At 66.1% G+C, this 22,277-nt stretch carries 12 protein-coding genes; 8 read left to right on the forward strand and 4 right to left on the reverse strand.

Annotated elements, in window-relative coordinates; all coding sequences use genetic code 11:
• Positions 1-192: 192 nt before the first annotated feature.
• Positions 193-1,539 carry a sensor domain-containing protein gene (locus AC07WS_RS10485; RefSeq protein WP_494728999.1) on the forward strand — a complete coding sequence of 449 codons (1,347 nt, stop codon included), beginning with the start codon at positions 193-195 and terminating at the stop codon, positions 1,537-1,539.
• A 22-nt stretch (positions 1,540-1,561) separates the two neighbouring features.
• On the opposite strand, the gene AC07WS_RS10490 is transcribed toward AC07WS_RS10485, so the two are convergent.
• Entirely contained in the window at positions 1,562-2,923 is a 1,362-nt protein-coding gene (locus AC07WS_RS10490; protein WP_494729000.1) for an alpha-L-fucosidase, read from the reverse strand.
• A gap of 244 nt (positions 2,924-3,167) precedes the next feature.
• On the opposite strand from AC07WS_RS10490, the gene AC07WS_RS10495 reads away from it, so the two are divergent.
• Both AC07WS_RS10495 and AC07WS_RS10500 read left to right on the forward strand, forming a co-directional pair.
• The gene (locus AC07WS_RS10495; protein ID WP_494729001.1) at positions 3,168-4,748 is read left to right on the forward strand and encodes a GH39 family glycosyl hydrolase; all 1,581 of its coding nucleotides are present in this window, start codon (positions 3,168-3,170) and stop codon (positions 4,746-4,748) included.
• 2 nt (positions 4,749-4,750) lie between these two features.
• Complete coding sequence (locus tag AC07WS_RS10500) at positions 4,751-6,814, forward strand: beta-galactosidase (RefSeq protein ID WP_494729002.1); 2,064 nt, start codon at positions 4,751-4,753, stop codon at positions 6,812-6,814.
• A gap of 8 nt (positions 6,815-6,822) precedes the next feature.
• Here AC07WS_RS10500 and AC07WS_RS10505 read toward each other — a convergent pair whose 3' ends face one another.
• Entirely contained in the window at positions 6,823-7,509 is a 687-nt protein-coding gene (locus AC07WS_RS10505) for a PEP-CTERM sorting domain-containing protein (protein ID WP_494729003.1), read from the reverse strand.
• Positions 7,510-7,528: 19 nt separating this feature from the next.
• Positions 7,529-9,706: a phosphocholine-specific phospholipase C gene (locus AC07WS_RS10510; RefSeq protein ID WP_494729510.1), complete on the reverse strand. Its 2,178-nt coding sequence runs from the start codon at positions 9,704-9,706 to the stop codon at positions 7,529-7,531.
• A 455-nt stretch (positions 9,707-10,161) separates the two neighbouring features.
• Here AC07WS_RS10510 and AC07WS_RS10515 point away from each other — a divergent pair, with 455 nt between their 5' ends.
• The 5 genes from AC07WS_RS10515 (at position 10,162) to AC07WS_RS10535 (ending at position 19,665) form a co-directional block, all read left to right on the forward strand.
• On the forward strand, positions 10,162-13,194 hold the full coding sequence (locus tag AC07WS_RS10515; protein WP_494729004.1) for a TonB-dependent receptor: 3,033 nt from the start codon (positions 10,162-10,164) through the stop codon (positions 13,192-13,194).
• Positions 13,195-13,276: 82 nt separating this feature from the next.
• A complete protein-coding gene (locus AC07WS_RS10520) occupies positions 13,277-14,941 on the forward strand; it encodes a DUF5597 domain-containing protein (protein ID WP_494729005.1) in 1,665 nt (554 codons plus the stop codon).
• A 132-nt stretch (positions 14,942-15,073) separates the two neighbouring features.
• Complete coding sequence (locus AC07WS_RS10525) at positions 15,074-16,573, forward strand: tryptophan halogenase family protein (protein WP_494729006.1); 1,500 nt, start codon at positions 15,074-15,076, stop codon at positions 16,571-16,573.
• 47 nt (positions 16,574-16,620) lie between these two features.
• Positions 16,621-18,996, forward strand: coding sequence for a dockerin (locus AC07WS_RS10530; RefSeq protein ID WP_494729007.1), 2,376 nt, complete (start codon positions 16,621-16,623; stop codon positions 18,994-18,996).
• 69 nt (positions 18,997-19,065) lie between these two features.
• Positions 19,066-19,665, forward strand: coding sequence for a PEP-CTERM sorting domain-containing protein (locus AC07WS_RS10535; RefSeq protein ID WP_494729008.1), 600 nt, complete (start codon positions 19,066-19,068; stop codon positions 19,663-19,665).
• Between the two features lie 38 nt (positions 19,666-19,703).
• Here AC07WS_RS10535 and AC07WS_RS10540 read toward each other — a convergent pair whose 3' ends face one another.
• The gene (locus tag AC07WS_RS10540; protein WP_494729009.1) at positions 19,704-21,809 is read right to left on the reverse strand and encodes a beta-galactosidase; all 2,106 of its coding nucleotides are present in this window, start codon (positions 21,807-21,809) and stop codon (positions 19,704-19,706) included.
• Positions 21,810-22,277 lie beyond the last annotated feature (468 nt).

Raw genomic sequence — 22,277 nt, forward strand, 5'->3', positions numbered from 1 at the left:
GATTTTGTAAGTCAACACAGTCGCATGCTGCCACGAAAATCCGGTTTGGGCAATTCGCGCCGGGGAGGGGCAGTGTGGGACGCGGGTTGTTTTATCCTCTTGATATTTTCGTTTAAGTAAGATTGTTGGTCTTTCGTCACAATCCGTTTGGAAACGACTTGCTACCGGCATTCAGGTCTAGAATTGGCCGATATGCATAAATCCCACGCCGCCACGATCGCCCGATTCACCGACCTGCTGATGGACGCCGTCTGCATGGTGGACGCGGGCGGCCGCTTTGTGTTCGTCAGCGCCGCCTGCGAGCGCATCTTCGGCTATGCGCCGCAGGAGATGATCGGCATGCAGATGATCGACCTGGTGGCGCCGGCCGATCGCGAGCGCACGCTGGCGGCGGCGCGCGCCATCATGGACGGCCAGCCCAACGCGCGCTTCGAAAACCGCTACGTCCGCAAGGACGGCCAGATCGTCCACATCATGTGGTCGGCGCGCTGGTCCGAGGCCGACCAGCTGCGCGTGGCCGTGGCGCGCGACGTCACCGCCACCAAGCAGGCCGAACGGATGCAATACACGCTGTATGCGATCTCCGAGGCGGCCCACGCCAGCGACGACCTGCCGGCGCTGTTCCAGCGCATCCACCGCATCATCGGCGCCATGCTGCCGGCGACCGGCTTCGCGGTCGCGCTGCGGGGGGAAGGTCAGGACGAGCTGCAGTTCGCCTACCACGCGCCGGCCGGCGCCGCGCCCCATCCGCTGGCGCGCTGGCTGGGCGAGGAGGTGCTGCGCAGCGGCGGGCCGGTGCTGCTGACGCCGGCCACCCTGGCGCTGGCGCCGCCGTCGGTGCGGGCGGCCGCCGGCGCGGACCCGGACTGCTGGATAGGCGTGCCGCTGTCCACCACCCACGGCCAGATCGGCGTGCTGCTGCTGCAGGGCGGGGACGCGCCCGGCCTGGCCGGCTACACCGACCAGGAGCAGGAGTTGCTGATGTTCGTCTCCAGCCAGGTGGCGACCGCCATCCACCGCCAGCAGCTGCACTCGCGGCTGCGGTTCATGGCCCAGCACGACGAGCTGACCCAGTTGCCCAACCGCCGGCTGTTCCTCGACCGGCTGCAGATGGCGCTGGCGCGCGCCCAGCGCCACCAGGGCCGGCTGGCGCTGCTGTTCATCGACCTGAACAAGTTCAAGCAGATCAACGACGTGCACGGCCACGACTGCGGCGACCGGCTGCTGCGCGAGGTGGCGCTGCGGCTCAGGCATTGCGTGCGCGAGTCCGACACGGTGGCGCGGCTGGGCGGGGACGAGTTCGTCGTCATCGTGGAGGAGGTGCTGGTGGCCGAGGACGCGCTGCGCATCGTCGAAAAGATCCACCAGTTGCTGGCGGCGCCGGTGGTGCTGGCCGACGGCCTGATGCTGGCCGCCACCGCCAGCATCGGCGTGGCCCACTACCCGGAGCACGGTAGCGACATCCACCAGTTGATGCGGCATGCCGACCAGGCCATGTACGCCAGCAAGCTGCAGCCGGCGGACCTGGGCCAGTTCTGATGTTTCAATAGCTGCTTGTGGTTTATTCGGCCAGCGGCGGCACGGCGCCCGCCATCTGCAGCCGGATCACGGTGTCGACCGCGTCCCGCTCCTCGGCCGGCACCTCGACCGACACCCCGCCCGCGCTCTGCTCCACCAACACCTTGCGCCCGTCCATGCGCGTGGCCGCGACGACGCGCTGCGCCAGCGGCGGCAGAGTCAGGCGCTGGCCCGGCCACGCCAGCACATGCAGATAGACCTCGCGGCCCCTGACGGTTGAGCCGTACACGCCATCGAGCGGCTGATAGGGCCCCGGCCGCGTATCCTGCAGGCTGGCGCCGTTGAGCCGCATCCACGCGCCCAACGCGCGCAGCGCCGCCACCTGGTCCGGCGGAATATCGCCGTCGGGGTCGGGGCTGATGTTGACCAGCACATTGCCGTTGCGGACAGCGGCGTCCACCGCCAGCCGGATCACCCGCTCCGGCGCCAGCGCGCCGCCGCCCGGCGTGTAGCCCCAGGCCCGCAGCGACAGCGAGAAGGTCTTCTCCCAAGGCTTGGCCCGAACCGGCCCGGTGATCGGCCCATCGCCTTCCTCGGTATCGAAGTCCCCCTGCCAGCCCGAGCGCGGATTGATCACCACCTTGGGCTGATAGCCGCGCACCATCTTGTTGAGGAGTTCGGGTTGCCAGAACCAGGCCGCATCCGCGTCCGAGCCCTGATGCGCCAGCCAGCCGCCGTCGTACCACAGCACATCGATCTGTCCGTAGTTGGCCATCAGCTCGCGCACCTGGCCGTAGGCCTGCCGCTTCATCAGCGCCGCATTGTCGGCCAGCTCGCGCGGCGCGAAATAGCCGGGGAAGCGCCAGTCCATCGGCGAATAATAGATGCCGACCTTGAGCCCCCGCGCCCGCGCCGCCCGCACATAACCGGCGATGAAATCGGTATGGGCCGCCGAACGCATGGCGTCGTAGCCGCCGTAGCTGGACGGGCTGTCGAACATCGCGAAGCCGTCGTGATGGCGCGCCGTCATCACCATGTAGCGCGCGCCGGCGTCCTTGGCCAGCGCGGCCCAGCCATCCGGCCGGAACCGGGCCGGATGAAAGTCCCGCGCCAGCCGCGCATACTCGGCCGCCGGCACCTTGTCGTTGTACATATGCCATTCACCCTTGCCGGGCAGCGCATACAGCCCCCAGTGGATGAAGATGCCGAGCTTGGCGTCGCGCCACCAGGCCATGTCCTGCGCGGACAGGCGCAGTTCCGGCGCCAGCGTGCCCGGATCGGCCAGCGACTTGGCGGCCGAGCGCTGCTCGTCGGTCGGCGCGTCCTGGGCGAACGCCGGCTGCGGCGTATGGGCCGCCACGCAGCAGGCGAGGGTGGCCAGCAACTGCAAGTATGTGTGCTTCATGTTTTCCGGTTCAAAGATAACGCTGCGGTGAGTGGCCTATTCTGCCCCCGCCATGCGCAAGCGGCAATTGCGAAATCCGTCAATTCGGCCAACAGAATTGACGAGCCCGCCCCTGGGCGCCGCGCCGGAATTATGCAAATCACCAACCGGCTTAATGAAATGTACTAACGGTTACTTCTCCCATGCCGGATGCTGGTCGCAGGTGCTAGCATCCCGGCAATAACTAGCCTAGGAGACCGTATCAATGCAGCACTTCCGTCCCACCTGCCTGGCGGCCATCGCCTCGCTCTGCCTTCCACTGTCGGCCGCGTCGGCGGCCGACGCCGGCCAGCCCGCGCCGCGCCGCATCGTGGTGGACGCCGCGCAGGCGCTCAAGCCGCTCGACCGTTTTTACGACCTGTCGGTCGGCTCCGATTATCCGGGCACGCTGCAGCGTGACGACAGCATGGCACAGCTGAAGACCACGGTCGACGAACTGGGCTTCCGCTACCTGCGCTTCCACGCCATCTTCCACGACGTGCTGGGCACGGTGCGGATCGAGGATGGTAAGACGATCTACGACTGGACCAAGCTCGACCAGCTGTACGACAAGATGCTGGCCCGTCACATCAAGCCCTTCGTCGAGCTGGGCTTCACGCCGCAGGCCATGGCGACCTCGCAGAACAAGATCTTCTACTGGCAAGGCAACACCTCGCATCCCGACCCGGCCAAATGGAAGGACCTGATCGCGGCCTTCGTGCGCCACATCGAGCAGCGCTACGGCCAGGAGGAGGTGCGCAGCTGGTTCTTCGAAGTGTGGAACGAGCCCAACCTGGACGGCTTCTGGGAACGCGCCGACCAGAAGGCGTATTTCGACCTGTATGTCAACACGGCCAACACCATCAAGGCCATCGACCCGGCGCTGCGCGTGGGCGGGCCATCCACCGCCGGCGCCGCCTGGGTGCCGGAATTCCTCGAGCACGTGGCCAAAAGCGGCGCCGCCGTCGATTTCGTCACCACCCACACCTACGGCGTGGACGGCGGCTTCCTCGACGAGAAAGGCGAGGGCGACACCAAGCTGTCGCCGTCGCCGGACGCCATCGTCGGCGACGTGCGGCGCGTGCGCGAGCAGATCTCGGCGTCGAAGTTCCCCAAGCTGCCGCTGTACTTCACCGAATGGAGCACCAGCTACACGCCGCGCGACCTGGTGCACGATTCCTACATCAGCTCGACGTACATCCTCAGCAAGCTCAAGGCCAGCAAGGGACTGGTGCAGGGCATGAGCTACTGGACCTACACCGACCTGTTCGAAGAGCCGGGCCCGCCGACCAAGCCGTTCGAAGGCGGCTTCGGCCTGCTGAATCCGCAGGGCATCCGCAAGCCCGCGTATTTCGCCTACAAGTACCTGCACGCGCTGAGCGGCAACGAGATCCCGGTCGCCGACGCGCAGGTGATGGCGTCCTCGGACGGCCGTAAGGTCGCCGCCTTGGTGTGGGACTTCCAGCAGCCGGAGCAGAAGGTCAGCAACCGGCCGTTCTACGGCCGCGTGGTGCCGTCGTCGCCGTCGGCGCCACTGGCTGTGCGCATCAGCCACGTCAAGCCCGGCAAGTACCGCCTGCAGGTGCACCGCAGCGGCTTCCGCGCCAACGACGCCTACTCGGCCTACATCGAGATGGGCGCGCCGAAGACGCTGACGCCGGCACAGGTCGAGCAGCTGCACGCACTCACCCGCGACCTGCCCGAGACCGACCGCGTGCTCAAGGTCGGCAAGATCGGCGCGGTCGACGTCAACGTGACGATGCACAGCAACGACGTCGCCCTGGTCACGCTGACGCGGGAGGATTGAGCATGACGCACCGCCTGAGGCAAGTCGCCGCCGCCTGCACGCTGGCGCTGGCCGCGCTCGGCCCGGCCCACGCCTGGGCGCAGGGCGCGCCCGCCCATCCCGACTGGCCGGGCGCCGGCCAGCTGTTCGTCGGCACCTGCTACCAGCCGGTCGACCGCAGCCGCGAACAGATCAAGCGTGACATCGCCCTGATGCAGCAGTCCGGCTTCAAGGTGGTGCGCATGGGCGACCTGTCGTGGGATTATTTCGAGCCGGCCGACGGCAAGTTCGAATTCACCACCTTCGACTGGATCATGGACCAGATGCACGCCGCCGGCATCCGTGTCATCGTCGACATCGCCGGCCTGCCGGCGCCGCTGTGGCTGCACCACAAATACCCCGGCGTTAACCTGGTCACGCAGCAGGGCAACCGTCTCGATGCGGCCGAGCGCTACATGGACAACATCAGCGACCCGGACTACAAGCGCCTGGTGGCGCGCTTCGCTGACCGGCTCACCAAGCGCTACGCCAGGCATCCGGCGCTGCTGGCGATCGGCTTCGACAACGAGATCGGCAACGGCTTCATGTCGTACTCCGAGGCCGACCGCAAGCGCTTCATCGTCTGGCTGAAGACGAAGTACGGCAGCCTCGCCGCGCTCAACCAGGCCTGGGCCACGCAGCGCTGGTCGCGCCGCATCGGCGACTGGGACGAGGTGCGCCTGCCGTACGCGGACGGCCCCGGCGCCTACGAGCGCCAGATCGACCTGCGCCGCTACTGGTCCGACGTCACCGTCGGCGCGTTGAAAGACCTGGAGGCGATCCGCCGCAGGAACACGCCCGACAAGCCGGCCATCTCCAACCTGTGGGACAGCGCCGGCCGCAAGGGCTTCGACTACCTGTCCACCTACCGCGACTACACGCATTACGGCGCGATGGGCTTCTACCCCGGCTCGCCGGTCGGCTCCGGCTTCGAGGCGCTGATGATGAAGGGTGCCATGTCGACGCCGATCTGGTTCAACGAATTCACCGCCGGCGGCGCGGGCTACTACGGCACCAAGGGGCGTTCGCGCATGTGGGCGCACTTCGGCCTGCTGCTGGGCGCGCAGACGGTGCTGGCATGGACCTACAACAGCCACCTGGGCGGCGAGGAGCAAGCGCTGTTCGGCCTGCTGGACCACGACGACCGCCCCTCGTGGAAGCTGAACGAGTTCGCCACCATCGCGGCCGAGTTCGACAAGCTGCAAAAGCTCGGCTTCCCCCGCATGACCGAGCCGAAGGTGGCCTTCGCCTACTCGTTCGACAATATGCAGGCGACCAACCCGCCCGCGGCGGACAACAGCACCGTGCGTTCCTACCTCAACACGCCGTACCTGACGCAGGCGCACAACGCCTTCGAGCCGCTGTTCAAGGACAACATCGACGCGGCCGTCATCAACATCGCGCACGAGGATTTGAGCCGCTACCGCCTGCTGGTGGTGCCGGGCCTGTACCTGATGGACCAGGCCAGCGCCGACGCCATCCGCAAGTTCGTCGGCGACGGCGGCACGGTGATCATGACCGCGCTGTCGGACAAGGTCAACGAGCACAACCAGTGGTTCAACACGCCGCTGCCGGGCCGGCTGACCGACGTGTTCGGCCTGCGCACCAACGAGTTCTACAACGGCGGCACGCTGTCGACCAGGATAGGCGGCGAGGAAGTCAAGGGCAGCATCGGCCACTACGAGGTGCTGGAGCCGTCCACCGCGCAGACGCTGGCGCGCTTCACCAACGTCGACGGCACGCCGCCGGCGATCACCGTCAACCACTACGGCAAGGGCAGGGCGATCTACGTCGCCACGCCGGCCCAGCCGCAGATCATGGGGCCGCTGTACCGCCAGCTGTACGCCAGCCTGGGCATCGCGCCGGGGCCGAAGACGCCGGACGGGGTCTACGCCCGCACGGTGGAGGGGCGCACGCTGTACGTCAACACCACCGGCGAGGCCAAGGACGTGGCCATCGATGGCGCCATGACGGGCGTACTGGGCGGCAAGCAGTGGTCGGGCACGCTGCGGCTGGAGCCGCTGGGTGTCGAGCTGCTTGCCAGGTGAGCGGCTTGTTATACCGGGCGTGTCGGCATTTCAGGCTTGCGGCGGAGCGCCCCGACCAGCAAGCCCAGGCCCAGCAAGAACATCGACGCCATGCCTGGTTCCGGTATCGGGCTGGTGGTCTCCCGCGCGATGAAGGACAGGTTATCCGCGTAGCCATCGTTGTCGCTCGAAGCGAGACGTTCCATCGATAGCCAGAACGACAGCTTGCTGGTGCCAGCAGGCATGATACCCACGGACTCCCGGTAGTACAGGCCTGTCTGGTTGTGGCGATCCTGCGGGGTGACGGGACCGATCGCGGCGTTTCCTATCTGATTGTTCGCCGCATCGAGAAACTGCACATAGAACAGCGCGTTATCGCCCTGGTCGGTCCAGCCGCCTAGCCATCCGCTCAGGGAATAGGAACTGTTCCGGGCTGTCGGCACGCCGAAGTCCAGGGTCTGGGTGCCCACGGCATACTGCCCGAGGCCGGCGAACATCTTGGTTCCGCGATCGACCGGGCCAGGCTGGGTGGGAAGCACCCAGTTATTGCCATAGTCCACAGACTGGACCATGTTGTAACCCGTGTAGCCGCTCCAGCCGCTCACGCCTGCTTCGGCATCGCCGTTGACAACGAGGTTCTGACCGTAGATGACGTCAGCCTTGCCGCTACACGCCACGGCGAACAGGGCCGCGGCAAGGAAAAATCTGCACTTCATGAAAAGCTCCTTATAAAAATCAAACGACGCGGTACTGGTCGAGTTGCGCTGCCCCGCTCATCGCGGGGTCGCTGATCGACGGCAAGCCGTTTTCCAGATGGCCGGCGAAGCGGCGCATCCAGCCCGGCAAGCCAGCCACACGCAGGCTGTAGTCGTACCAGTTGGAGCTCGATGCCAGCGGAAGCCGGACGGCGCTCCTCGAGCGTGCGACGACGCGCACTTCCAACGGCTTGCTCGCGTAATACTTGTTGGCGGTGAGTAGGAAGGTGCATGGCTGTGCGCCATTGTTCACCAGGTCAATGACCAGTTCGCCGGCGCTGCGTTCGGCGCGCAGGCTGATTTCCGGCCATGCGGCGTTGCCGTCGCCGCGCACGTCCCCAACGATGTGGCGATGGAAACCGTTCGGTCCCAGTACCCAGAGATCGTAGGCCGACGCGGTGTTCCAGCGGCCTTTGAGCTGTTTGCCAGGTTCGACCGTATAGCGGCGCGGGACCTGATCCAGCGCCAGGCGGTCGTACACATGAAACACCGCCCCGGCTTCGCCCAGGTTGTCGAAGCTGAGCTCCACCTGGCCGCCTCCGAGCGGCACCTGCGCCTGCACCTGGAGTTCGTAGGGCAGGGCGCGTGCCGGACGCACACCGGCAGCCTGGACGGGCGCCGTCAGGGTGGCCGGTGTTGCGGGCACCTTGGTGTTTGGCAGGCTCAGCGCCATCGAACGCCGCGCAGCCGTTTCCGGCAGCAGTTGCGTGAACCCGTTGTCGTTCGGGTTTGCGAAGTCGAAACAGGACAACAGGTTGCCGCTCACCGCGCGGCGCCATGGGCTGATCAGCGGCTCGCGCACACCGAATCGCGCCTCGATGAAACGCACCACCGATGTGTGGTCGAACACCTGCGAATTCACCCAGCCGCCCTTGGTCCACGGCGAGATGACATACATCGGAACGCGCGGCCCGAGACCGTAGGGGCGGTGGTGCGTGCGCGCATCGGCGCCGTTGAGCACATGATGGTACTCGCCGGTGGTGTCGACGGTCGACGCACCGGCGAGCTGCGCCTGCGCCGGATTGCTGCTGTAACTCGTGTACGCAGGGACCGCCGGCGGTGGCATGTGGTCGAAGAAGCCGTCGTTCTCGTCGAAGTTGATGAGCAGGACCGTCTTGCTCCAGCTCTCGGGATTGGCGGTCAGGGCGTCCAGCACGCGCGCGATGTAGTCGGCGCCCGACGCGGGACTCGATGGGCCCGGGTGTTCGGAGCCTTCGGCGGTCGCGACAACCCAGCTGACCTGCGGCAGGCGATTGGCAAGCACGTCGGCCTTGAGCAGGTCGATGTCACGCGTCGTGGTGCCGCGCTCGCGCAGGGATTGCGAATAGCCCGGCCGGCGATACCACGCGTTGCGGAACGGGCGGAAGCCCGCCAGCGAGTTGTCGGTGAAGTTGTCCGCCATGTTCTGGTAGACCTGCCAGCGGATACCCGCCGCTTCGAGCCGCTCCGGATAGGTGGTCCACAAGTAGTCGGTGGACATGTCCGGATTGAAGTCGTCGCGGCTGTTGTCGGTCGATGGGCCGCCCGCAGCCGCCAGGGGATCGTTGTGGCCGCTGAACAGAAACAGCCGGTTGGTGTTGGTGCCGGTCTGGGTTGCGCAGTGATAGTGGTCGCAGATGGTAAAGGCCCGCGCCAGCGCGAACTGGAAGGGAATGTCGGCCTCAGCGTAATAGCCCATCGCGTGGTTCTGCTTGACCGTGCACCAGTCGTTCATGCGTCCGTGGTCCCACGCCAGCTGGGCGTCGAGCCAGGCGTGTGGCGTCCCGGCCACGCGCATGACTGGAAAGTCCTGCACCGTGTTGAGCCGGAACGGCGCGATGGCCCGGCCCTGGGGCCAGTTGGGCCGGCCAGGCACGGGCGCCCCGCCGACAGAGCGCTGCACGAAGACCGATTTGCGATTGAAGAGGTTTTGCCGGTCCATCACCGGAATCGGAAAGGGATCGCCGTATCCCCTTACCCCTTCCAGGGTGCCAAAGTAGTGGTCGAAACTGCGGTTCTCCTGCGTCAGCACGACGATGTGCTCAACATCCTGCAGGCTGCGAGTGCGCTGGTTGGCGGGGAGGGCCAGCGCCTTTTGGATGGACGGTGGAAAGGTCGCCAGCACGGCACTTGCGCCGGCCGACTTGCCCATTGTGCGGAGGAAGTGACGCCGGCTCATGCGGGCACCTGCGTGCGTGCGCGCGCGAATTTGAAAATTTGCATTTGATAGATCCAGGTCGATTGTCAGGGAAACAGGAAAACTGAAGTCATGCAAGGCAACAGCTTACGTAACAATGATGAAATGTTGATGACATGGCATGCAATTGGCCGACGGCGATCTGTCGCCGCTCGCCATGCGCGACCAGGCCGGATTGTCGTGTACCGGCAACAACCCGCCGCCGCGACGGGCGGCGCGCGCCCGTGAGGCTTGCGTCGCCGCGTCGCTTGTCCATTTTCAGTCCCGGGTTTGATCCTTTTTGTAATTGTCGCGTCAAAGCACACCTTGCAGAATGCAATGACCGAGAAGGCGGGCGCGGACGCCCGCAACCTCCGTGTCATGCGCTGCATGGCGGGGGTGGTGTTCGCGACCGCGCAGCGGCCGCGGACTTATGGACGCAATAGGAGACAATTAAAGTGAATAATCCAAAAAAAACAGCGATCGCCATGGGTGTGGCACAGTTGGTCCTGATGGCAAGCGGCGCCGTGATGGCGCAAACCGCGCCGGCCGTCGACACGCCCCCCACGGTGATCGTCAGCGGCCAGCGCGCGGCGCTGCAGTCGGCCCAGAAGCTCAAGCAGAACGCGGACGAGATCATCGATTCGGTGGTCGCCGACGACATCGGCAAACTGCCCGACAAGTCGGTCACCGAGGTGCTGCAGCGCATGCCCGGCGTCACCATCAACCGCACCCTGAGCCGCTCCGATCCGCTGCAAGGCGTGGGCGAGGACGGCCGCTTTGCCGCCGAAGGCACCGGCGTGTCGATCCGCGGCCTCAATTATGTGCGCTCGGAGCTCAACGGCCGCGACTCGTTCTCCGCCAACGGCGGCCGCGCGCTGAGCTTCGAGGACGTGCCGCCGGAGTTGCTGGCCGGCGTGGACATCTACAAGAATCCGTCGGCCGAGCAGATCGAAGGCGGCATCGGCGGCCTGGTCAATCTGCGCACCGCGATGCCGTTCGACTTCAAGGGCCTCAAGGCCGCCGTCTCGGCCGAGGCCTCGCGCGCCAGCCTGCGCGGCAACACCAAGCCATCGCTGTCGGGCATGTTGTCGAACCGCTGGGAGACGCCGCTCGGCCAGTTCGGCGCCTTGCTCGACCTGTCGCACTCGGAGATATCCACGCGCAGCAACGGCATGGGCGTGGGCCACTATTACTCGCGCACCGACGCCGTGAGCGGCGACACCAGCGGCCAGGAGCGCTGGGTTCCCCCCGGCGTGAACTGGAACACCAGCGACTTCGACCGCACCCGCGACGGCCTGTACGGCGCGTTGCAGTGGAAGAAGGGCGATATCCTGTCCGGCCTGACCTACTTCAAGTCCAAGTACAAACTGGTCACGGCGGAGAACGCGTTGTACACCTCCGCCAACCCGCGCAACGTCACGCTCGACGCCGGCGCCACCTTCGACGCCAGCGGCGCTTTGTTGACCGGCACGCTGCGCGATCCCAAGGACCTCGGCATCGCCTTCGGCGCCAGCGCGCGCAGCGTGGGCCGCGAGTCCGAGACCACCGACATCGCGTGGAACACCAAGTGGCGGGTGTCGCCTCAACTGGTCGTGCAGGCGGACCTGCAGCACACGCGCTCGATCACGGATGGCAGCGACAACCTGGCCGCGCTGGCCGGCCGGCTGCCCAAGCAGACCGTGAACCTGTCGGGCTCGATTCCGACGCTGACCTTCGACGATGCGGACAGGGCGTTCCTGGCCCAGCCGTCGAGCTACAACTGGGATTCCACCCAGCAGCACCGCGATCATGCGGTGGCCACCCAGAGCGCGCTGCGCCTTGACGGCCGCTACAGTTTCGATCATCCGGTGTTCAACGACGTGCGTTTCGGCGTGCGCGCCACCGACCGCAGCTCGCTCACGCAGGCGAACACCCCGAACAGCCAATGGAGCGCGCTCGGCGCGACCTGGGCCACCGGCGACGCCAGCTGGCAGCCGCTGAGCTCGTTCATCAATCTGGCCGATCCTCGCTTCGCCGGCAACACCGGCACGCAGGCCTTCAACGGCTTCTTCAACGGCAAGACGCCGCTGCCGGCGCCGCTCATCGTGCCGGACATGGCCCTGACCACCGGCGGTTCCCCGCCGCCGGGATTCACCACGCTGCACAACTTCGTCCAGGCGGTCTGCAAACCCGCCCACAAGAGCGACGCCATCTGCACCTGGACGCCGGCGCCGTTCGGCGACCCGATCGCCCGCAACCAGCAGGGCGAGCGCACCACGTCGGCCTTCGGCCAACTGCGGTTCGGCTTCGAGAACCTGGCTTATCCGGTGGATGGCACCGTCGGCTTGCGCGTGGTCCGCACGGAAGAGACCGCGATCGGCCGCACGCTGTTTACGCCGCCGACGGTGGCCGCCGGCCTGGTCGGCGTGCCGGTCATCGCGGCGATCAACGACGAGCAGACGCTCCACCACAACTACACCAACACCCTGCCGAGCCTGAACCTGCGCATGAAGGCCGGCAGCGAGCTGCAATTCCGCTTTGCGGCGTCGCAAGGGATCTCGCGGCCCGACTTCTACCGCATGCAGGCCTATACCACCTTGAGCGTGAATCCGAAAACGCACAACGACGCGGCCGGCAATCCCGTGCTCGACTCGATCGAGTACACCGGCACGGCCAACGGCAACACCACGCTCAAGCCGACCCGTTCGAACAACTTCGACCTGACGGCGGAGTATTACTTCGGCACGTCGAGCTCGGCCACCTTGTCCCTGTTCCACAAGAAGCTCAAGGACATTGTGGTCGACAAGACCACCTACTACCCGCTCACCGACTCGGCCGGCCAGGTCCACAACTTCCTGCTGAACTCGCCGGTCAACGGCGCGGACGGCCGCGTCACAGGTTTCGAGGCCGCCTACCAGCAGTATTTCGACAAGCTGCCGGGACTGCTGTCGGGCATCGGGGTGTCGGCCAACTACACCTACATCGACAGCCGTCTGGATCTGGGCTTGCCGAAGGACCGCCAATGGTGCACGCCGTCCAGCGCGGCCAATGACCTGATCTCGTCGCTGGGCGGTTGCGACACCAACGGCCGCTTCCTCGGCGACCTGCCGGTCTCGGGCCTGTCGAAGAACGCCTTCAACGTGGCGCTGCTGTACGACAAGGGACCATGGTCGGCCCGCCTGGCCTACAGCTGGCGTTCGCAGGCCATGGGCGCGGTCCACACCTGGGGCACGTATGGCACCGACGGCATCGACCGCAACCCGGCAAGCCCGAACGCCGGCAACGGCTATTCGGCGAACTACGTGGTGCCGTCCTGGAGCGGCGGCTACGGCCAGGCCGACCTGGGTGTGCAATACAAGCCGAGCGAGAACACCACGTTGGCGTTCGACGTGTCCAACCTCACCGACGCGCTCTACAAGTCGTACAACCAGCAGGGCATCGGCCTGAAGCTCTCCGGCGTGAACTACACCGGACGCCGTTTCACCTTGCAGGCGCGCTACTCGTTCTGATGACCCGCGGCTGAAACCAGCTCCCGCCTTCGATGCGACGGCGGGAGCTTTTCACGTCAGCCCTCTCTTTTGCGAACCCACGATGAAGCTATCCAGTATTTTCCGTCTCGGCCTGTGCGGCCTGGCGATGAACGCGGCGCAGGCGGCCGCAGGCGCCGAGGCGCACGGCGCAATGCCTCGCCTGGTCCAGCAGGACGGCCGCCATGCGCTGATGGTCGATGGCAAACCTTTTATCATGCTGGGCGTGCAGGCGCACAATTCCAGCAACTATCCTGCCGCGCTCGGCAAGGTATGGGCCGCCGTCAGGGATGCCCACGCCAATACGCTGGAGATTCCGGTGGCGTGGGAACAGATCGAAGCGGTCGAGGGCAGGTTCGACTTCAGCTACGTCGACACGCTGCTGGCCGAGGCGCGCCAGAACAAGGTGCGGCTGGTGCTGCTGTGGTTCGGCAGCTGGAAGAACACCGGGCCGGCCTACACGCCGGAGTGGGTGAAGTTCGACAACCGGCGCTTCCCGCGCATGGTCGACAAGGACGGCAAGACCAGCTACTGTTTGTCGCCGCTGGGCGAGCAGACCGTCAGGGCCGACACCCGGGCCTTTGTCGCGCTGATGAGCCACCTGAAGCGGATCGACGCGGCGCAGCACACCGTGATCATGGTGCAGGTCGAAAACGAAGTCGGCACCTACGGCAGCGTGCGTGACTTCAGCGCGAAGGCCGAGGCGGCGTTCCGCCAGCCGGTGCCGCCGGCCGTCCTGGCGCGCAAAAAATCGCCGGCGCCGGGCGCGGCCAGCGGCAGCTGGTCGCAAGTCTATGGCCCGTATGCCAACGAGTATTTCCACGCCTATGCGATCGCCAGCCATATCGAGCAGGTGGCCAAGGCGGGGCGGGCGGTGTACGACCTGCCGATGTACGTCAACAACGCGCTGCGCGACCCGGTCGAACCGATGGCGCCGTGGAAGGGTAACTTCGCCAGCGGCGGCCCGGGCTATGACGTGATCGATATCTACAAGGCCGCCGCGCCGCACATCGACGTGGCTGCGCCGGACATCTACGTGTCCGAATCGAACAAGGTGGCGGCCACGCTGGAGCAGTACCAACGCGGCGACAACGCGCTGTTCGTGCCGGAGATGGGCAACGCGCAGCACTATGCGCGCTACCTGTTCCAGATCCTGGGGCGCGGCGCGATTGGCGTGGCGCCGTTCGGCGTCGACTATGCGGACTACAGCAACTATCCGCTGGGCTCCAAGCTGAAGGACAAGGCCATGGCCGAGCCCTTCGGCAAAATCTACCAAGCCTTCCGCCCAATGGCCTCGCAGTGGGCGCGCTGGGCGCTGGAGGGCCGCACAGACGGCCTGGCCGAAACCGAGGCGCGCACGCCGCAGAGCCTGAAGTTCAAGGGCTGGGACATCAAGGCCTCGTTCCGCGAATGGCAGCTGGGCGGCCAGCCCGACCCGGCCCACATCACCGATGCGCCGCCGGGCACGGAGTCGCCGTCGGGCGGCGTGGCGGTGGCGCAGATCGGCGAGCACGAGTTCGTGCTGTTCGGGCAGCATGTCCGCATCCACCTCGAAGCGACCGGCGCCAACGCCGGCAAGCCGTATATGTACGCCCGCGTCGAGGAGGGGCATTTCGATGCGCAGGGCCAGTGGGTCATGGAACGCAACTGGAATGGCGACCAGACCGACCACGGCCTCAACTTCACCGGACAGCCGGTTACGCTGAAGGTCAGGATGGGCAGCTATTGATCGGGCGGACGAGGGCGGTTGTGAGAAATGATGTCCCGCGTTGGCGGTTTTTGTAATTCGTGCGGCGGGCCTTTGTGAATAAGATGTTGTCGAAGACCATGGACGGTCGCCAAAAACTATAAGGAGAGAGACATGTCCGACAAGGCTATCCGCAAGATCGTGATCGTCGGCGGCGGCACCGCCGGCTGGATGACCGCCGCGCCGCTGGCGGTCAAGCTGGGCGGCGCCTGCGAGATCGTGCTGATCGAGTCACCCGAAATCGGCACCGTGGGCGTGGGCGAGGCCACTTTGCCCACCATCCGCAACTTCAACATGGCACTCGGCCTGGACCCGGTGGACTTCGTCGCCAAGACCAAGGCGACCTTCAAGCTTGGCATCGAGTTCCAGGACTGGGGCCGCCTCGGCAAGCGCTTCTTCCACGGCTTCGGCAATTTCGTGCCGGCCAACGAATCCCGCTCCTCCTACCAGTACTGGCAACGGCTGGCGCGCGAAATCCACGACATGCCTTCGTACGAGGACTGGTCGGTGCCGTCGGTGATGGCGCGCCAGAACCGCTTCACGCCGCCGCACGGCGACCAGCCGGGGCCGGCCAACGCCTATTCCTACGCCTTCCATTTCGACGCCGGCCTGTACGCGGCCTATCTGCGCGACTACGCCATGCCGCGCGGCGTGGCGCGCATCGAGGGCCACATCGACGCGGTCGAACAGCATCCGCAGAGCGGCAACATCGTCGCCGTCAAGCTGCGCGACGGCCGCCGGGTCGAGGGCGACCTGTTCATCGATTGCTCGGGCTTCCGCGGCCTGCTGATCGAGGGCGTCTACCACGCCGGCTACGACGACTGGAGCGCCATGCTGCCGTGTAACAGCGCGCAGGCCGTGCAGTGCGAGGGCGTCGAAAAGCTCACGCCCTACACCATCTCGGCCGCCAAGGCCGCCGGCTGGACATGGCGCATCCCGCTGCAGCACCGCACCGGCAACGGCCACGTCTACTGCGACGGTTTCACCACCGACGCCGAGGCGTCGCGCGTGTTGCTCGGCGGCCTGGACGGCCGGGCGCTCGACGATCCGCGCCAGCTGCGCTTCACCACCGGCCGCCGCCGCAAGTCCTGGATCAAGAACTGCGTGGCCATCGGCCTGTCTAGCGGCTTTCTGGAACCGCTGGAATCGACCAGCATCAACATCATCGAGAACGCGGTGGGCTGGCTGCTGGAGTATTTCCCCGACCGCGATTTCCGCCCCGAGCTGGCCGACGAGTTCAACCGCCTGGTCGCCTGCCGCTACGAGAACGTGCGCGACTTCATCGTGCTGCACTACAAGCTGACCGATCGCGACGATTCCGAGTTCTGGCGCTACTGCGCCAACATGGCCATCCCCGACACGCTCAGGCACCAGATCGAGCTGTTCCGCGAGACGGGCCGGGTCGTCATCTACGACGCGCAGGGCTTCGGCGTGTCGTCGCACGTGTCGATCCTGGCGGGGCTGGGCGTCGTGCCCAAGGCCGACGATCCGCTCATCAATCTTATGGACCTGCGCAAAGTGCACGCGCATTTCTATCAGCTGCGCCGGACCATCGCGCAGACCGTCGACGCCATGCCCGACCATACCGACTACGTCCGGCAGCTGGTCGGCTAGGCGTCTGTAGTTCATCGTTGCATCATCTTTTCTGGAGTTAAAAAAATATGAACAAGAGACAAATCGCGGCCTTGTCCGGCCTGCTGGCGGCCTTGTCCGGCCTGCTGGCGGCTTTGCTGGCGGGCTGCGGCGGCAGTGTCAGCGACAGCGGCAAGGCATCGCAGACCGCGGCCACCCTCACGCTGAGCGGAGGCGCCACCGCGCAGACGCTGACCCGCTGGGGCAGCGTCAAGTTCGGCGGCGGCGGCTACGTGCCCGGCCTGATCTATCATCCGACCAGCCCGGACGTGCTGTACGCGCGCACCGACATGGGTGGCGCCTACCGCTGGAACACCGCCACCAAGGCTTGGTTGCCGATCACCGACGGCTTCGGCGCCATTGATGGCTACCACCACGGCAGCGAAACCATGGCGCTGGACCCGAACGACGACCAGCGCGTCTACATGGGCACCGGCATGTACTTGTCGGAAAACGCCGACGCCCGCCTGTACATCTCCACCAACCGTGGCGAAACCTGGCAGTACGTCAAGTTGCCGTTCTCGGCGGGCAGCAACAGCCCGGGCCGGGCCGTCGGCGAACGCCTGATGGTGGACCCGAACCTGCCGTCCATCCTGTTCTACGCCACCCGCGCCAGCGGCATGTGGAAGAGCAGCGACTATGGCCAGACCTGGAGCCAGGTGGCGTCGCTATCCACGCACGTGATGAGCAAGAGCGAGATCAACGCCTACCCCTCGAACGGCGTGGTCGGCTTCGAGCAGGTGATCTTCGACACCAACACCAAGGGCATCGGCAGCGCCACCCAGACCATCTACACGGCGGTCGCGCAGGACTACGCCGCCACGGCCGGGCTGGGCTTCAGCCTGTACAAGACCACCGACGGCGGCGCGACCTGGAGCGGCATAGCCACCCCCGCCGACGTGGCCGGCTACTTTGTGCCGCACATGGTGCGCGCCAAGGACGGTATGATGTACGTGGCCTTCACCAAGACCTCCGGCCCCGGCGCCGGCGGCCCCTCGCGCCTGTACAAGTTCGACGGCGCCAACTGGACGCTGCTGAAGAAGTACGATACCGAGCAGTGGGTCAACTTCGGCATGGGCGGGCTGTCGGTGTCCGGCACCGGCGCCAGCACCCGCATCGCGCTGGGCGTGACCAACTCCTGGGGCAACTATGAAGGCCAGCCGGTGGTGCAATTGTCGGACGACGCCGGCGCGACCTGGCGCGAGATCGCCGCGGCGGCGCCGCACGTGCCTGCCAATAATGGCTTCTCGGGCTGGACCGACGACGTTGAGATCGACCCGAACAACCGCGAGCACATCCTGCACGTGCACGGCGGCGGCGTGTGGGAAACCCACAACGCCTCGGCTGCCAAGCCGACCTGGACCGATGCCTCGGTCGGCATCGAGGAGACCGCCACCAGCGCGCTGATGGCGCCGCCGCCGGGCGCCAGTTACACGCTGGTGCGCAGCGCGGGCGACGTCGGCACCTCGGTCCAGACGGAGCTGCTCAAGTCGCCGACGCGCGGCTCGTGGGGCATGTTCAACAGCACCTACAGTTCGGACATGGCCTGGTCCAATCCCGCGTATATGGCCACCACCGGCAGCCATGTGTGGAACAGCACCGTGGCCGCCGCCTATTCCACCGATTCCGGCGTGACCTGGAAGGGTTTCGCGACCAACCATCCGGACGCGCTGGCCAACGAAAGCGGCGCGGGCAACCTCGCCGTGACCAAGCTGAACAACGTCGTCTGGGCGCCGTCCCATGCGGCGCCGGCCTACACGACCGACAACGGCGCGACCTGGGTCTACACCAATCTGCCGGCCCTGAACCACATGGGCATCGACCGCGCTTACCGCCTGGTGGCCGACCGCAAGAACCCGAACAAGGTGTATGCCTACAACTCGGGTGGCTCGTGGTGGGTGCAATGGTCGGAGACGGCGCACTTCTACACGTCCACCGACGGCGGCCACACCTTCACCGAGAGCAGCACGTTCGCGGCCAATTCATGGACGGCCGATTTCTATGCGACGTCGATCGCGGTCAATCCGAACGCGGAAGGCGATATCTGGGTGGTGGACGGCAAGAGCATCCTGCACTCGCTCGATTCGGGCGCGACCTGGACCAGGCTGAGCGCGGCCGCGCCGATCTGGGGACAGTCGGCCTTCCAGCCTGACGTGTATGGCGCCACCTCGGTCGCGCTGGGCAAGGCGCCGGCCGGCGCCAAGTACTCGGCCTCGGTGTACGTGGCCGGCGTGATCAACGGCGTGTCGGGCGTGCACCGGTCGGACGATGGCGGCGTCACTTGGACCCGCTTCAACGACGACAAGCACCAGTTCGGCGGCATGGGCCCGCTGGCCGCCGACCAGAACGTGCCGGGACGCCTGTACGCCGCCGGCGGCGGCCGTGGCGTGCTGTTCAGCTACTAAGACCTTCGAGGCCAGGCGCTGACGCAAGCGCCTGGCCCGCAACAAATTACACCCAATCTGGAGAATGAAATGAATCGCATGAAATTGAACAAGTTGGTCGGCGCCCTGGTCCTGGGTGTGGGCCTGAGCGCGCTGGCCGGCAGCGCCGGCGCCGCCGTGTTGACCTTCGACGGCATGGCCGAGCTGGTCATGTACGGCAACAGCGGCGAACTGCCGGCCAATATGCACTACGACGGCAACAACCTGACCTATGAAGAGGCCGGCTTCCTGCTGACCCTGAACGCGCCGAACGCGGCGGCCGGCATGGCCCATGTCGGCGACGGCACCTTCGAGCCGCAGACCTACAACTGGCACGATGGCATCGAGAATGGCACGGACACGTTCGTCACGCTGACCCGGGTGGGCGGCGGCCGCTTCAATCTGGCCGGCTTCGACTACAACCTCGACGTCAGTACGCTGTCGGCCGATGGCCAGCAGATCGGCATGCTGCAAGGTATGGGGACATGGAGCGCGGCGCGGAACGGCATCAGCGAACTGCGCCTGAGTTCGGGCGCCTACAACCAGCTCGACAACATCGACGTCAGCGCCGTGCCGGAACCAGACACCTATGCGATGCTGGGCGCGGGCCTGGGCCTGCTGGCCTTCATGGGCCGCCGCAAAAAGGCCTGACGACCGGACCAGCCCCGCGCGCGCGGGGCTGATCCGGTTTAGTTCTGGCCGTCCTCCTCGACGATGGCCAGTTCCCACGGACCCAGCGTCATCGCCTCGTCCGGCTTCACACGGCGCGCGCCCAGCAGCTCGACGCCGGCCTGGTGGCGGTAGTTGAAGTTGACCGCCGCGCCGGAATAGTTGAAGTAGTAGCGCACCGCGCGGCCAAAGCCGTTGACGCCGGAGCGCTCATGCACGTGGTCCGGCAGCTGCCGCTCCGGCGCCCACATCCCCAACTCCTGCAGCGACGACTGCAGCACCGCCTTCTGCAGCTTGTCCGACAGGTAGGTGCCCTCGTAGACCACCTTGCCGGAGCCGTACTGATTCGACGTGATGGCCGGCCAGCGGCCGAAGAAGGGATGGTCGTACCACGCCAGCGCCTTGGCCGTGTCCAGCTGCAGGAACTCGGCCCAGTGCCGCACCTGGTTGTCAGCGCCGGCCCCGAACGGATCGCCCTTCAGGGTCAGCGGCTGAGCAAGGTTGGAGAACTCCTGATAGTGGAAGCCCAGCGCCTCGCGCAGCGGCCCCGGCGCCATGGTCCAGCGCACGGCGGCGTTCTCGTTGGCGAAGCCGCTCTTGAAGGTCATCACCACGCGGCCGCCCTTGCGCACGTAGTCGGAGATGCGCTTGAGCAGGGCCTCGTCCGCCACGTACAGCGACGGCACGATCAGCAGTTTGTAGCCCGAGAAGTCCTGCGTGTCGGAAAACACGAAGTCGGCGCCGACGTTCAGCTCGTACAGCGCGCGGTGCATCTGGCGCACCAGCCCGCCGTAGTCGGCCTTGGTGCCGCCGCCGCCCCATTGGCTGTCCTTGGCGAAGGGCATGTCGTTGAGCGCGTTGAGCGAATCGCGGCTCCACAGGATGGCGACGTCGTTGTGCAGCTTCAGGTTGACCAGGCGCGGCCCGATCTTGCGCAGCTCGCGGCCGGTGCGGCTCATCTCGGCGTAGGCGCGGTTCGGTTCCAGGTCGTGCGACAGCACGCCTTTCCAGTAGGTTTCCTGATTGGCGTGGATCGAGGCCCAGTGCCAGTATTCCACCATGTTGGCGCCGTTCGACAGGTGGGTGTAGACGTCCTCGCGGAACTGGCCGTCGTACGGCGGGTACTGGAACGACGAGGACCAGTCGGTGGTCTGGGCGTTGGTCTCGGTCACCAGGAAGTTGCCGCGCTTGAGCGAGCGCGTGAAGTCCGCCTGCAGCGTCTGCTCGGCGCCGTTGTACCACTCGGGCTGGCCCCAGTGGTAGATGTTGACGGCCGGCGTGTCGAGCGCGCGCGCCACGTCCACCTCGTTGACGTCGCTGTGCATGGAACCGGCGAAATCGTGCGTGACGAACTGTTTCGGCGACGCGCATTCGCGGATCAGCGCGGCCTGCCAGGCGAGGAAGTCGGTCACGCGCATCTGGCTCCAGCGCGACCACTCCAGCTTGTAGCCGGTGCTCTGGGCGCCGTCCGGACGCGGCAGGTCGGTCCAGCTGTGCAGGTCCTGGCCCCAATAGTTGAGGAACCAGGCCTTGCTGAGGTTTTCCGGCGTGCCAAACTTCTTTTCCAGGTAGTGCTGGAAGCGGATGAAGACGTCGTCGTTGGCGGCGCCGTAGCTGCCGGTCTCGTTGTCCACCTGCCAGCCGATGACGTTGGGATTGTCCTTGTAGCGCGCGGCGATCTTGCGGATCAGGCGCTCGGCGTAGAAGCGGTAGGCGGCCGAGTCGGTGTTCATGTTCTGGCGCATGCCGTAGGTGTTCTGCGCGCCGTTGAACTTGCGGGCCAGGATCTCCGGATTCTGCCGCGCCATCCAGGCCGGGATCGAATAGGTCGGCGTGCCCATGATGACCTTGATGCCGGCCTTGCCCATGGCGTCGATGACGCGGTCCATCCACGCGTATTCGAAGCGGCCGTCCTCCGGCTCCCACAAGCTCCAGGTCGATTCGCCCAGGCGGACCACGTTGAAGCCGGCCTCCTTCATCATCTGCACGTCCTTGTCGAGCCGCTCGTAGGGCATGTATTCGTGGTAGTAGGCCGTCCCATACAGCACGGTGGGGAAGGGTGGTGGCGCGCAGGCGGCGGCGCCTGCGTACGTCAACGCCAGCGAGAGCAGTGTCCGTTTCAGCATACGAGGTCTCCATAATGGTCAGCAGGCCATTGTGGAGACTGGGAGCAGGGCCGCGCAATTATGAAAATAGCCAACCGGGTCAATGATTTGTCGCGGCCTTCCGCGCGCTGCGCAATTTCACACCGGTGTTGATGGTTTTGACAATTGCCGCACGCGGCCACGGCACCCACAATGGATCTCAAGGACTGCGAGGCGGCACTGCAATGCCGGGTGCGCCGGGCGGTCCCCGTTTAGTGCTCTCCAACTACCTCTCCGGTAGTATTTTCGGGCGGCTTCGGCCGCCCGTTTTTTTGCCGTGGCAATCGAGCCGTGCTCGCATTGCCAGATGATCAGTGGGCAGGTAACATCGCGTACCGGCAGCCAGCGTTCCGCGCGCGACAGTCCTATTCTCTGATCCAGGCTTTCAATGCAAGAATTTTATAAAAAAGCGCTAGTCGGGTGCTTTGGTCTTATCGCTGTATGCGTTGT

This window comes from Duganella sp. GW821-FHT01E12 (assembly GCF_059422325.1).